This window comes from Psychrobacter sp. PP-21, assembly GCF_033790785.1.
Lineage (GTDB): Bacteria > Pseudomonadota > Gammaproteobacteria > Pseudomonadales > Moraxellaceae > Psychrobacter.
Window position 1 is genome coordinate 54,840 of the sequence record NZ_JAMYEB010000006.1, and the last position, 14,415, is coordinate 69,254.

General features: G+C 45.2%; 10 protein-coding genes. 4 read left to right on the forward strand and 6 right to left on the reverse strand.

Annotated elements, in window-relative coordinates; all coding sequences use genetic code 11:
- Window positions 1-304 precede the first annotated feature (304 nt).
- Window positions 305-1,666 carry a Na+/H+ antiporter family protein gene (locus NJD71_RS07300; RefSeq protein ID WP_319051284.1) on the reverse strand — a complete coding sequence of 454 codons (1,362 nt, stop codon included), beginning with the start codon at window positions 1,664-1,666 and terminating at the stop codon, window positions 305-307.
- Window positions 1,667-1,981: 315 nt separating this feature from the next.
- On the opposite strand from NJD71_RS07300, the gene lon reads away from it, so the two are divergent.
- Window positions 1,982-4,591: an endopeptidase La gene (lon, locus tag NJD71_RS07305; protein WP_319051285.1), complete on the forward strand. Its 2,610-nt coding sequence runs from the start codon at window positions 1,982-1,984 to the stop codon at window positions 4,589-4,591.
- 372 nt (window positions 4,592-4,963) lie between these two features.
- The gene (locus NJD71_RS07310) at window positions 4,964-5,521 is read left to right on the forward strand and encodes a superoxide dismutase family protein (protein WP_319051286.1); all 558 of its coding nucleotides are present in this window, start codon (window positions 4,964-4,966) and stop codon (window positions 5,519-5,521) included.
- A gap of 84 nt (window positions 5,522-5,605) precedes the next feature.
- On the opposite strand, the gene topA is transcribed toward NJD71_RS07310, so the two are convergent.
- Entirely contained in the window at window positions 5,606-8,272 is a 2,667-nt protein-coding gene (gene topA / locus NJD71_RS07315; RefSeq protein ID WP_319051287.1) for a type I DNA topoisomerase, read from the reverse strand.
- A 276-nt stretch (window positions 8,273-8,548) separates the two neighbouring features.
- The gene (locus NJD71_RS07320) at window positions 8,549-9,142 is read right to left on the reverse strand and encodes a hypothetical protein (RefSeq protein ID WP_319051288.1); all 594 of its coding nucleotides are present in this window, start codon (window positions 9,140-9,142) and stop codon (window positions 8,549-8,551) included.
- Between the two features lie 399 nt (window positions 9,143-9,541).
- On the opposite strand from NJD71_RS07320, the gene NJD71_RS07325 reads away from it, so the two are divergent.
- Entirely contained in the window at window positions 9,542-10,090 is a 549-nt protein-coding gene (locus NJD71_RS07325; RefSeq protein ID WP_319051289.1) for a DUF2799 domain-containing protein, read from the forward strand.
- Window positions 10,091-10,439: 349 nt separating this feature from the next.
- Here the strand turns inward: NJD71_RS07325 and NJD71_RS07330 are convergent, their stop codons facing one another.
- From NJD71_RS07330 to NJD71_RS07340, 3 genes are all read right to left on the reverse strand, one after another.
- Window positions 10,440-10,841, reverse strand: coding sequence for an ExbD/TolR family protein (locus NJD71_RS07330; RefSeq protein ID WP_319051290.1), 402 nt, complete (start codon window positions 10,839-10,841; stop codon window positions 10,440-10,442).
- A 133-nt stretch (window positions 10,842-10,974) separates the two neighbouring features.
- Window positions 10,975-11,646 (reverse strand): MotA/TolQ/ExbB proton channel family protein, encoded by a 672-nt coding sequence (locus tag NJD71_RS07335; RefSeq protein ID WP_319051291.1) that lies wholly within the window; start codon window positions 11,644-11,646, stop codon window positions 10,975-10,977.
- Between the two features lie 108 nt (window positions 11,647-11,754).
- On the reverse strand, window positions 11,755-12,762 hold the full coding sequence (locus NJD71_RS07340; RefSeq protein WP_319051292.1) for an energy transducer TonB: 1,008 nt from the start codon (window positions 12,760-12,762) through the stop codon (window positions 11,755-11,757).
- Between the two features lie 552 nt (window positions 12,763-13,314).
- Here NJD71_RS07340 and NJD71_RS07345 point away from each other — a divergent pair.
- A complete protein-coding gene (locus tag NJD71_RS07345; RefSeq protein ID WP_319051293.1) occupies window positions 13,315-14,370 on the forward strand; it encodes a siderophore ABC transporter substrate-binding protein in 1,056 nt (351 codons plus the stop codon).
- The last annotated feature ends 45 nt before the right edge of the window (window positions 14,371-14,415 follow it).

The window sequence follows — 14,415 nt, forward strand, 5'->3', positions numbered from 1 at the left end:
ATAGAAAAACACCTTCATCACTCCCCCTTATCATCTGATATACAGTTGTTTCAGATAGGTGTTTTTATCTGTTTGATTGCAATTGTAATGTTTCTAGTCATTCTATTCAGATTACCGATAAATAAGAGAACACCTTCCTTAACAAAAAATAGTTTATTTTTCCTCGGGATATTTCTGTTCTTATTAAGCTTTATCATTTTAATAATAAGTTCTCTCACTGACTCATCATTAATGTCTACTGCTGGCGGCGTTTTATTTATCGGTAGTTTACTTTGGGTGCATATTTTCTATTAAGTTTAACGAACTAAAGCACCATCGCCGCTATCCAACCAAAGACCAGTAGCGGAATGTTGTAGTGCAAGAATGTCGGTATCACACTGTCTTTGATATGGTCGTGCTGTCCATCGATATTTAGACCAGAGGTTGGCCCCAATGTCGAGTCTGACGCAGGAGAACCTGCATCACCCAGCGCGCCAGCCGTACCGATAATCGCAACGGTTGCGAGTGGTGAGAACCCTAAAGAGATACATAGTGGCACATAGATCGCAGCCAAAATAGGAATGGTCGAGAAGGACGAACCGATACCCATGGTCACAATCAGACCAATCAACAGCATGATAAACGCCGCCATCGCTTTATTACCACCGAACAATGACGCCGCCCCATCAACGAGTGGCTGAATCTGCTCAGTGGCTTTCATGACTTCCGCAAAACCCTGCGCGGTAATCATGATAAAGCCAATCATCGCCATCAGCTTGATACCGTCATTAAAGACGCCATCAGCCTCATGCCACTTGACCACGCCTGTCGCCATGAATACACCAAAGCCAAACATCGAGCCGAGCAGTAGCGAGTCGGTATAAAGCTGCACCACAAAAGCAGTAATAATAGCAGCCAGTGCGACTAGCGTTTTGACCTTACTTTGCGACTGTGCACCAGCGGCAGTTTTGCTTAGGGTATCCCCTTCGACAGCCGCATCATGTGCTTGTTTGTCTATCGCTATGTGCTGATACTCGCGCGGCTTACGGTAGCTAAAGAATACAGCGACGAGCAGACCAAGTAGCATGCCAAGCGCAGGAATCGCCATGGCCTTCACCACAGAGATATTACCAACATCAATACCCGCTTCACCCACGTTTTTTAGCATAATCTGATTGAGATAAATATCACCAAACCCATAAGGGATAAACATGTAGGTGGTGACCAGTCCAAACGTAATCAAACAGGCAATCAGGCGTCTATCAATGTGCATGCGGTTGAACGCCAGTAGCAATGGCGGTACGAGCAGCGGAATAAAGGCAATATGAATAGGGATTAAGTTTTGGCTAAAGCAGCTCATGGTGATAAGACCTGCAAACAGCATATACTTAATCATGCCACTCGTACCAGCAGCATCAATGCGTCTAATCACCGCCCCTGCCAACGACTGCGGCAAGCCTGAATGCGCAATCGCTACTGCAAAAGCTCCCAATAACGCATACGATAGCGCAATCTGTGCGCCATTGCGGATACCTTCTTGAAAGGCATCGAGCGTATCGGTGATACCCAGACCCGCTAATAGCCCACCTGCCAATGCCCCGATTAATAAACTGAGCACCACGTGCACTCGCGACAGTGACAGTCCTAGCATAATGATAACTGCCAGCAGTACCGCATTGATGGCCATGTATTGCCCCTTGTTCTTTATACTTTAGTCTTATTTAGACCTATGAATATTGCAACTGATGAATAGCGCTACGCCGTCCAAAATGCTTCCGTATTAGTGCTTTTTTAGACGTGTTTTTAGACGCGCGCCAGTTTACCTTATTTTGGGTACAAAGCCCACGTATAGAACCAAGTAGACATCAACACATGATCATTATTTAACAAAGATAAGCAGACGACTTTGCCACCAAGCCTTGCAATTTTATATGCGGACACCATTTATCTAAACATGAACCACGAACTTGACTTTACAAGTCTGGGGAACGAGGAAGAATATATGAGTGAACATAAAATAACCCAAGACAATATCGACATTGATGTTGACGTTTCAACAACTGACGTAGAAAACAACGAGGCAGATACCTCGTCAACTGATACGCGAGAAGCTGTAACGACTGATGCCAAAGATACTGATCTTGATGGCAGTACGCTTACTGATACTGACAACAAAAAAGCAAACGATGATCAAGACGAAAGCTACTTGCCACTACTGGCATTACGCGATGTCGTCGTCTATCCGCACATGCAGATTGCCTTGTTTGTAGGACGTGCGCCGTCTGTAAAAGCTGTTGAGCTGGCACAAGCTGAGTATGGCAATAAGGTACTGGTCGTCGCACAAAAAGACTCACTGACCGAAGACATTGATCAAGACAACTTGTATCAATACGGTACGGTGTGCCGCATCGTCAGCACTATGCCGCACGATAGCGATGAGAACTGCATTAAAGTACTGATCGAAGGTCAATATCGCGCCCGTGTCGACAACATAGAGGGCCATGACGAGTTATTGATGGCAAGATTTGAGCGTGCCGACCTTGATATCAGCATGGATGAGAGCCAGCAGAAAAATACCATCCAAGCACTCACCACCCTGTTTGAAAGCTATGCCGATGCGCGTTTGCGCAATGCTCGTGAGCTGACTCGTGTCGCCAAGCGTATTGATGACTTGCTTGAGCTGGTGTATTTCATCTCAACTCGCGTGTCGATGGACCTTGATATCAAACAGTCTTTCTTAGAAGACAACGATATCAAAACCCATATCAATACTTTGACTGAATATCTGGTCAAGCAAAGTGCTGAGCAAAACATCGAGCAGGATATTCAAGATGCTGTGCGCCAGCAGATGGAAGATAATCAGCGCGAATACTTCTTGAACGAGAAGATGAAAGCCATCAAAAATGAGCTGTCAGATATGAATGACGGTGCGTTCGATGGTGAAGATGACGTGGCTGAGCTAGAGCAACGTCTTGAAGATGCTGATTTACCAGACGATGTACGCAAAAAAGCCGAGCAAGAATTCAAAAAGCTCAAAATGATGCCACCTGCATCAAGCGAATCGTCAGTGGTACGCAACTACGTCGAGTGGATTTTAGACACGCCGTGGAATGCGACAACCAAAGTCTCTATCAATTTGGACAAAGCCAAAACCACACTTGACGAAGATCATTATGGTCTAAAAGATGTAAAAGACCGCATCTTGGAATACCTCGCCGTACAATCACGTGTGAAAAAACTGCGTGGCCCGATTCTTTGTCTTGTTGGCCCTCCAGGTGTGGGTAAAACCTCATTGGGTGAGTCAATCGCTCGTGCAACGGGTCGTAAGTTTGTGCGTATGGCGCTTGGTGGCGTACGTGATGAAGCAGAGATTCGTGGTCATCGCCGTACTTATATCGGTGCGATGCCGGGCAAAATCGTTCAATCGCTTGCCAAAGTCGAAGTCAAAAACCCGCTATTCTTATTGGATGAAATCGATAAGATGGCGCAAGACTTCCGCGGTGATCCAGCATCAGCATTGCTTGAAGTATTGGACCCATCACAGAACGACACCTTTAACGACCATTATTTAGACATGGACTTAGATTTGTCACAAGTGATGTTTATCTGTACTGCCAACAGCATGGATATTCCGCCTGCGCTGCTTGACCGTATGGAAGTGATTCGTCTGCCCGGCTATACCGAAGACGAAAAAGTCAATATTGCACAGAAATACCTTGTGCCAAAAGCAATTAAGAATAACGGTCTCAAAGAAGGCGAGATTGAGATTGTTGAAGCGGCATTGCACAGTATCGTTCAGCGCTATACGCGTGAAGCAGGTGTACGTAATCTTGAGCGTGAAGTGAATAAAATCTGCCGTAAAGTCGTTCGCGGTTCGGTTGAAACTCATGGCGCCCGCGCTCCGAAAAAAGCGGAACGTCAGCTAGTGACCGTCGATGACAAAAACATCGATGACTATCTCGGTGTACATCAGTATGACTACGGTCTGGCTGAAGAAGAGCCTGAGATTGGTCGTATCACTGGTCTTGCGTGGACACAAGTCGGTGGTGAGCTGTTGACCATCGAAGCGGTCGGCATGAAAGGTAAAGGTGAGCTGAGCTTTACTGGTTCACTCGGCGACGTGATGAAAGAGTCGATTCGTGCGGCCATGAGTGTGGTTCGTGCTCGCGGTGATAGTTTAGGTATTGACTACGAGACAATCAAAACCACGGACATCCATGTCCATATGCCAGAAGGCGCGACGCCAAAAGACGGCCCCTCTGCTGGTGGCGCACTGACGACAGCACTTGTCTCTGCCTTGACGGGTATTGCCATTCGTCCAGATATCGCGATGACAGGTGAAATTACTCTACGTGGTAAAATACTGCGTATCGGTGGTCTCAAAGAGAAGCTGCTTGCAGCGCATCGCGGCGGTATCAAGCATGTCTTGATCCCAGCGACCAATGAGCGTGATTTGGCTGATATTCCTGACAATGTCAAAGAAGGCCTGACCATCCAACCAGTCGCTACGATTGAAGAGATATTAAAGGTTGCCTTGGTCAGTATGCCAAAGCCACTGAAGCCTGCAAAAGTAACGGTTGATAAAACCTCAGGTAAAGCGCTACATAACTAATTGCGTATTGGTTAGTTAACTCGAAAAAGTAAAAAGCCGCTCATCACAATGATGGGCGGCTTTTTTATGCTTATTAGCCGTTCGTTTACTAATAGCTTATTCATTACCAACTCGTGTTTTTTGAGTAGTCCAATGCATTTTGTTGTTCAATTGATTTCATAAGTTTTTTGTGCCATCTGATTTTGTAAACCCATACGAAACTTACATTTATTAACCGATTGTTGCGCATTTAATGAATAACTATAGGGTTTGCTTGGCTATACTGACGATGATGTTAACGAATATCGATACGCGCTCTAACAGAACAATAAATACAGATATTTGTGACTTTAACTACGTTCTAAATAATGAATAAAATAACTGGAGATAATGATGAATAAGACAATGCTTGCAAGTGCCCTACTATGCGGATCAGCGTTAGCCATGACTGGTTGCCAAACGGTAGAAAGCCAAATGCAAACAGGCAATCCTTTATCACAGCCTGCTTTAAAATCAACCATCAACACAGTAAGCGGTGATAAGAACGAAGTCGGACAGATGTTCCTGCGTCCTGTCGATGGCGGTGTACAAGTCTACGGTAAGCTCATGAATCTACAGCCGGGCCAAACGGTTGCACTACATATTCATGAGACAGGTAGCTGTGCTAATATGGGTAAAGCGGCAGGCGGTCACTTCAATCCTGATAACAACCCACACTCTAATCCAGATGATATGAATGGTCATGCAGGCGACTTGCCTAACTTGACAGCCAATGAAGACGGCGTCGCTACTATTAACTATGTAAACAAAAAAATCACTGCTGATGAAGCAGGTAAATATAGTGTCAATCGCTTAGCCTTTATCGTTCATGCTGGTACTGATGACTACACCAGCCAGCCAGCAGGTGATGCAGGCGATCGCGTTGCTTGTGGTATTATCGAAAAGAACTAATAGCGTCTACGCTTAAGCTATTATTGATAGCACAAAAAAACCTCTTAGCATCTAAGAGGTCTTTTTTATGCTCGATAGAAAAACTTATTCTTCTACCCATTCACCTTTACGCCAGTACACACCCCAGCGTGTGGCTTTGCCATTCTTTTCAGAGCCGATATACTGCTCTTTTTTCTTACGTGACCAGCGCAAGATGGTTGGGTTACCCTCAGGATCTTCATCTGGTCCCTCAAACAGATATTGGAACTTGTCTTCCATTTTATCTTTTATTTCACGTAGCTCAGCGAGCTTTGGTGCGCGGGTCTCACGCACTTTGGGGAACTTAGAAGCCGCAAGGAACATGCCAGCCGCTCCTTCACGCAAGATGAAATAATCATCATGCTTGGTTGATTTTAGCTCTGGGAGATGGATTGGATCCATACGCGGCGGCGCAGCTTCGCCTGTCTTTAGTACCTTGCGTGTGTTATCGCAATTCTGACAAGCAAAGTAAGGACCAAAGCGACCTGTCTTTAGCTCCATTTGCCCATCACACTTGTTACAGTCGATGGTTGGCGCATCTGAGCCGGGTACTTCAAATTTACCTTCTTCTAAGATATAGCCATCGCAATCAGGATTATTACCACAAATGTGTAATTTGAGACCACCATCAACGATATAACCATTCATCGCTGTGCCGCATTTTGGACAGCGTTTTTTCTCCATCAAATCTTTAACTTCTGCCGCTTCATCATCACCTTCTGGATCATCCAAGTTGGCAAACGCTTCAACAGGCATCAAGTTTTTGGTGCCTTTACAGCGCTCTTTTGGCGGCAAGTTGTAGCCCGTACAGCCTAAGAATACACCAGTTGAACCTGTACGCAGCTGCATCGGACGATCACAAATATCACAATGAACATCTGGCACATCAGTCGGATCATTTGGACGCATACCGTCTTTTTCTTTGGCACGCTCAAGCGTTGTTTTGAACTCGCCATAGAAATTGTCGAGCACATCTTTCCAATCTTGATCACCTTCTGCCACATGATCGAGCTTGTCTTCTAACGCCGCAGTAAAGGTATAGTCCATTAAGTCTGGGAAGCTAGCCGTCAATCTATCCGTGACGATATCACCCATTTTTTCGGCAAACAGGCGCTTATTCTCAAGCTTCACATAACCGCGATCTTGAATGGTTGAGATGATTGAAGCATAAGTCGATGGACGACCGATACCTTTTTTCTCAAGCTCCTTGACCAGACTCGCTTCGGTATAGCGAGGCGCAGGCTTGGTAAAATGCTGACTTGGATCTAGTTTATCTAGGTTTAACTTATCGCCTTTTTTGACATCGGGCAGTAAGGTATCGTCAGTCTTGGCTGGTGGCATCACTCTTGTATAGCCATCAAACACCATGGTACGACCACGGGCTTTTAGCTCGACGTCATCGGCACCAACAAACAGGTTCACTGATAGATATTTGGCAGGTAGCATCTGACACGCCACAAACTGACGCCAGATCAGCTCATATAGACGAATAGCATCACGCTCCACGCCTTTAAGCTGCGTTGATTTCATGTTGACGTTAGAGGGACGAATCGCTTCATGCGCCTCTTGTGCGCCTTGCTTGTTGCCATAGAAGTTTGGCTTTTCTGGCACATACTTTGCGCCATAGCTGTCTTCGATATGACCGCGGACCGCAGCAAGTGCATCACCAGACAAGAATGTCGAGTCGGTACGCATATAAGTAATATGCCCCGCTTCATACAGACGCTGCGCCAAAATCATGGTCTTTTTGACAGAGAATCCCAAACGCGTACTGGCGGCTTGCTGCAAAGTTGAGGTGATAAAAGGCGCGCTTGGACGCGATTGCGTTGGCTTCTCTTCACGCTCTTTGACAATAAAGTCACTGGCTTTGAGTATCTCTAAGATTTTATCGGTCTGCTCTTTATTGCCAAGTTTTAGAGTTTTGCCGCCTTGTTTGGTTGCCTCTAAACGTATACCGATTTGCTCAGCGTCTGAGGTTTTCTTGGCTTTGTCATTAGCAATATGCGTATCCGCATGAATCTGCCAGTACTCTTCTGGAATGAACGCACGAATCTCATGCTCACGCTCAACGACCAAACGCATGGCGACTGACTGTACACGACCTGCTGATAGTCCGCGAGCAATCTTTTGCCATAACAGTGGCGATACCATAAAGCCAACCACACGGTCTAAGAACCTGCGCGCTTGCTGCGCATTGACACGATCGATATCGAGCTTTGATGGTTGTTTAAAGGCATTTTGGATGGCAGATTTGGTAATCTCGTTAAACACCACACGCTGGTATTTGCTATCAGCACCGCCGATGACTTCTTTTAGATGCCAAGCAATCGCTTCCCCTTCTCTATCCATATCCGTTGCCAGATAGATTTTGTCAGCGTCTTTGGCGAGTGCTTTGAGCTCTTTGATGACTTTGGTTTTATTGGGCAGCACTTCATAGACTGCCGCCCAATCATGCTCTGGATCTACGCCCATACGGCGTACCAGTGCTTGCTGTGCTTTTTCTTCTTTGGTCAGACTGTCATCTTTTTTAGCAGTCGTCGCTTTCTTTGCGCTCTTACTTGCACTGACCGGCAAATCACGGACGTGACCGATACTTGAACGTACAACAAAGTCATTACCAAGGTATTTATTGATCGTTTTTGCCTTGGCTGGTGATTCTACAATCACCAAAGACTTGCCCTTTGGGCTATCAGCAGTCGATGCTGTGGCTTTTTTGGTTGTGGTTTTTGCCATATTTGACGACACCATAATATAAGTAGATTAAAAGTAAATTTAGCAGCACGGTGATTTATGGAAGCAGATACTCATAGTTTTGCTATGGTTCAGCGATTTATAGTAATAAGTGCTGCTAATAAAAAAGGTTATAAAACAAATTATAACCATAAAATAAAGATATAGTTATAAAGACGTTACACTGCTAAGCGTCAAAATGTCAACTTTAAATAAATTGAATATGACGAATCGCATATATATTGCTCTTAATGGAGACAAACAAATACTTTCCTAGGTTTATGACTGCTGCTGCATTTGTAATGCCCATTTTTCAAGGTTTGCTTTGAGCACTAACAGATCTGCCTCAATCATTTTTTGCTGGTACGCAGGATTAGATGATGGACGCACATACGCAACGTCTTCCCAATAGATGACAATACTATTTGCTTTGGTCAATAGCCCTTTGACAAACGGCTCAATACTTACTGGCAAATCTAATGACGCTTTGTCCAGACTAAAATTGGTCTTACTGACCGTTACGTTCTTGTTTTGAGTAGAGCGAATGGCACTTGGAATCGTTAGTATCTTGTCATCAGTACTGGTATCGACAAAGCTGCTGTCTGGGCGCCACTGTCCGTCAATCACCTGATAACGGGTGTGCGGCAGCTTGGTCTCTTCTAATATCAGGCAATACTGCCCCAGCATACCGCGACCATACTCATTATCCTTCCCCTTGATCCAATCAGGACAAGTAACGAGCTTTGGGTTTAACTCTAACCGGCGCGCGGTCATACGCAGCTTATCCAAACGCTGATCGATACCGTTCGGTTTGAGCGCCATCATACTCCCTAATACGAATAGTACAATGACAATACCAATCAATGTTCCCATGATGCTCTGACCTTTTGACTAAATAAAAGTGAAGCTAAACACTATAAGTGTAACCACTGCGCGCTACTGTCTGTGCAAAGCGTAAAAACTATTGTCTTATAAATAGCTAGCGCATAAGCAATGTCGTACTGTTCTATCTGCTCAATACCGAATAACAGATAACGTTATAGCAAGGCTTATAATGAGCCCAAACCCTGAAAAATCAAGCATAGTAGCTCATCCATGGCGCAACAGACAGCGTCACACCTCACTACCTATTCATTAATTACACTGTTAAATCAACTATTTAGCATACGTAGATATACGTATCATAGTCCTATACAAAAACCAGATACGAAACGTGGTCGGCGCAAAAAAGTGCTATGATAAACCATAATTTTAAACGCGCGCAGGTTTATTATGAATTATCTTATCAAGTCGAACGCATCGAGCGCTTCTAATGCTAGTAACGCTCGCAAGCTGACCAGTAAACTTATGAGCAAAACGGGTATGAGCCTGTCATTGCTCGGTGCCGTTGTACTAACACTATCGGGCTGTGCCACCACCCAAAACCTGACGCTCCAACAATGTCAAAGCAGTAACTGGCAGGACGTTGGTTATGCTGATGGTCTACAAGGGCGCTCAGGTGCTCACTTCGGTCACTATACCAACAGCTGCACTAGCATAGGCGGCGCTAGTCCCAATCGCATACAGTGGGAGCAAGGGCGACAGCAAGGACTCAAAAACTACTGTACCGAGCTGAACGCCTATAAAATCGGCCGCGAAGGCTATGATTGGCAGCCTGTCTGTCCACTAGAGGGTATCGAGAAATTAGAAGAGGCTTACTCTCAAGGGCGCTACTACTATATTCGTCAGCGCGATCTAGACTACTTGCGCTCGCCTTACCCATTTGGCTATGGACATGGGGTCTTCGGCTACGGCTATCGCCCATTTGGTTATGGCTGGTAAATGGCTAGTAAAAAGAAAACCTCACTGATGACTTAATTTGAGGTTTAAGTCGTCAATGAGGTTGGAGAAAAACTTATTATTTTAATTGTTCTTTTTATTGCGGTTATGGTCGTTCTACTGATTGGCTTTTTGTTCTATCTAGCCCGCTTTTTGCTATAGCTATGTGATTTGTCACTAAACACTACGGCATCGATACGGCACTTTATTATCGACATTGTTTTATAGATATTGCGCCTTATAGACATCATGAGCCACAACTATGATGCACAAATAGCTATAGCTTTTGTGAGCATGATAGCCCTTATAAGTATAGTGTCTACTTCCTACCTGCCACTATTGAGCACCAAGACTATTCATTGACGAAAGCAATTTTGGTCAGTCCAGCGTTACTTGCCGCTGCCAAGACTTGAGCGACCGTATCGTATTTGCCTTCTTTATCTGCACGCAACTGTACTGGGGTATCTTCGTCGGTTGCGCCTTGCTGTTGTAGACGCGTCTCTAGCGCTTCCATACTGATTGGGTCGCTGTCCCAAAATAGTCCTGCATCCTTATCAATACTGATCTGAATGGCTTCTGGCGGGGTCTGACTGACCTCAGCGCTGGTTTTTGGCAGATCTAAAGGCACCGTCGGGTTCAGTACGGTTGCGGTCAATAAAAAGATAATCATCAATACCAGCATGATATCAATGAGCGGGATAAGGTTCATCTCATCCATGCTGCGTACATCATCATCACCCAATTGAAATGCCATAATTATTCTCAATACTTGTGTTTATTTTCATACTGCTAAAAGGCTGCGCCGTACTTATTCGCTGTTTAGCATTTGTGCTTTACACCCAAATACCACGCTGCTTTCACATTTATATCCCGTATCTCAATACTTCTTATAGCTGTTCTGGCACTGAGCTATTGTAGTGATTGGTTTGCTGAGCGTTGGTTGCTGTTTCGATCGTATTTGAGCGACTGGTTTTTGCGGCTTGCACTGATGTTACGCTAGCATTCGTATCGGCAGATACTGCCAGTAGGTCATGTGCTCTATCGTTGGCTTGATACATGATGCGGCGATTGATCCGTACCGCTACGTTATAAAATATGACAGCTGGAATGGCGACAGCAATACCTAGACCGGTCATGATCAGTGCCTCACCAACAGGTCCTGCAACTTGTCCTAGTCCTGCCTGCCCACTCATGCCAATATTGTGTAGCGCATGAAAGATACCCCATACGGTCCCGAACAGTCCAATAAATGGGGCGATGGCGGCCGTGGTACCGAGAATAGGTAAACCACGCTCGCTAGCAAAACGATAGCGACCTATGTGCTTGAGCAGTGTCTGCTCAGTAATCAAACGTCGAGCCGCCGAATCAGAGCCGACCAAGTCAGCTTGCCTAGCTTGCAACTGTTGGCTCAAGTCGTCTGCCACACTGCTTGCCAATTTGCGGCTTTGCAGCACACGTACGATACCCGTCACCCAAGAGAGAATAGATAACGCAAGCAACAAAAAGAACAATGTTTTTGTCACCATGTCGCTGATTTGCCAGTATTGCATAAAGTCCATGTCAGACTCCTTAATGTGTAATGCAAGCACATGCTACTGAGATAAGTATCATGTTTAGTCTTATTATGAAAGATTATCAATAAATACGTTGTTATAAAATATAAACCATCAAGGAACCGCGTAGCTGATCGGCAAAGTTACATTACCCACGACCGGTACACCATTCTTGGTAAAGGGTTTGAACTTGCCAGAACGTACCTGACGCTGGGCTTCTCGATCTAGCAGTGAGTTACCTGAAGACTGAGCAACGCTAACACTGTCTATCCCGCCTTGCTTATTGACTCGCAATACTAAAACCACGTTTAGTGTATCCCCTGATCGGGCGCGACGTGCCGCACGCTCAGGGAAACTGAAGTTTGGTGCAGACGCCCAATTGGCCGCGCTAGCAGTAAAGCTCACTGGCTCGTTACTCTGAGCTGCAGCGGCAGCCTCTGCCTCGGCTTTCGCTCTTGCAGCCGCCTCGGCTGCGTCTCTAGCAGCTTTTGCTTGTGCAGCGGCTTTGGCATTTGCAATGCTTCTGGCTTCTTGGGCGGCTTTTACGGCTTTGAGCTCAGCTTCTTTGAGTTTAGCCTTTTCGATTTCAGCCGCTTTTGCTTCAGCGTCTTGAGCGGCTTTTTTTGCTTGCGCGGCAGCTTCTTTGCGACGTTCATCAGCAGCTGACGTATCAACTATCGGTTCTGGGCTTATCTTTTTTGGCACTGCTTGTTCTGGCAGAGGTTTTTGACTGCTGTCAGGAGCATTCTGCTCTGTTGCGATAACAGGAACCGCTTCAGGTACTTTCTTTTTCACAACAGGTTCTATAGGTGTCTTTACACGCTGTTTAGGCAGCGTCTCAGCTTTAGGCGGTGTTGTAGGCTGCGGTTCTACTGTTGGTTGCGCTGGTTTTTGGACGCTGACTTCTTGTGGCAATACTTCAGCTTTGGGCGCTGCGCTTTTGGTAGGTAACGTCACAAACTGAATTTCAACAGGTGGTGTCTCTGTTTCTGGCTCAGGTTTTATTGTAGGCGTTTTTATGGTTACCAATGCAAATGCTGTCAGCAGATGTAACCCTACCACTGTGATGATGGCTAACAGTATCGATCTGATTGGCGGCGCGTCTAACTCTGTTGAACTCATAACAGCCTAATATTTATTGTCCAAGACGGAATGGCGTAGATAATAATGCAAACGATAATTATTATCAATAATAATTTACAATATTTTCTCCTCAGAGCCATATTCATTCAGCTCTCTACACACCGCCCTATAATTGACTAAAGCATTTACTTTGGCTATGTACTCCAGTTATATCCAACCTTGAGTAAGCAAATACCCCTATCGGAACGTGACATTAGCAGCTCACTTTTTGGGCAGCTGCCTGTTTTTTAGGCAATCATTTATTGGTAATAAAAACCATTATCATTTTTATTGATAATGAGTCTCAATTAATTTATCATAACGGCTGTTTTATTATCCATATATTTTCGTAAGACGATAACTGTAACCGTGCTCAATTTATAACAACAATATTAAGTAAAGAAATTGAGTAGAGATAGGAACAGGTACGCTATTGGGAAATTTTGAGTCTACGCCCAGTAGTGACTTGTTATTGTTCTATATTTTTATTAGCCAATAATCATTATTATCTTACTGAAAAATCACCCAAACATCTGATATCCCGAGTCCATTATGTCTATTCGTTCACTATCAACACGCCCTACCAGCCCTTTTTTTAAACGTCCATTATTAACAGCTACGATCACCGCTTTAATCGCTACTATCAGCGTGACAGGTTGTAGCTCAAACGAAGCCAATGATTCTGAGCCAGCCGATGCCAACACTGCCAACCAGACGGCTGATGAATCATCAAATGTCGCTAGTAACGATGCGGTCTCTGCCGAAAAGATTACGGTAAATACCGTAAAAGGCGATGTCGAGATGCCCATCAACCCATCACCACTTGTCGTGTACGACATGACGTTGATGCAGGATTTGGCGGCGCTGGACGTGGCTGTTGACGGGATGCCTGGCGGGATGCTTTTGGATAACTTACAGTCCGATACGCAGCCTGAGCCAAAGTCAGTTGGTACGGTGTTTGAACCAGATCTTGAAGCATTGAATGCGATGCGCCCGCAAGCTATTTTGGTCGGCTCACGTATGGCAGAAAAATACGATGAGTTATCCAGCATCGCGCCGACGTTGGATATGAGTATTGATACAGCCAATATCTATGAGTCCAGTAAGCAGCGCCTGCATGACTTGGGTGCTTTGTTTGGTAAAAGCGATCAGGCGGCCACACTACAACAAAACATAGATGACCTCATCGACGAAACCAATAGCCTCACCGAAGAAAACAAAGGTACTGGTCTGGTCGTTATGGTCAATGGCAACAAGATGTCTGCTTATGGCGACAAGTCTCGCTATGGCTTTATCCATACTGTGCTAGGCGTACCAATGGCAGACAACCAAATTGCTGATGCGCCTCATGGTCAGCCAATATCTTTTGAATACTTGCAAAAAGCCAATCCAGATTGGTTGTTTGTCATCGACCGTAGTGCAGCAATTGGCGAAGACGGTATTGGTGCCAAAGCCGTATTGGATAATCCATTGGTCGCCCAAACCAATGCGTGGAGTAAGCAGCAGGTAGTCTATCTCAGCCCAGACTCTTACCTTGCGTTTGGTGGCTACTATCAATGGATGCAAGATCTGACCACTATTAAAGGTGCTTTTGCTAGCGCCAAATAACGGTTAATTAGACGTTCATTTTCAATCAGTCGTCCATGTTTAGTC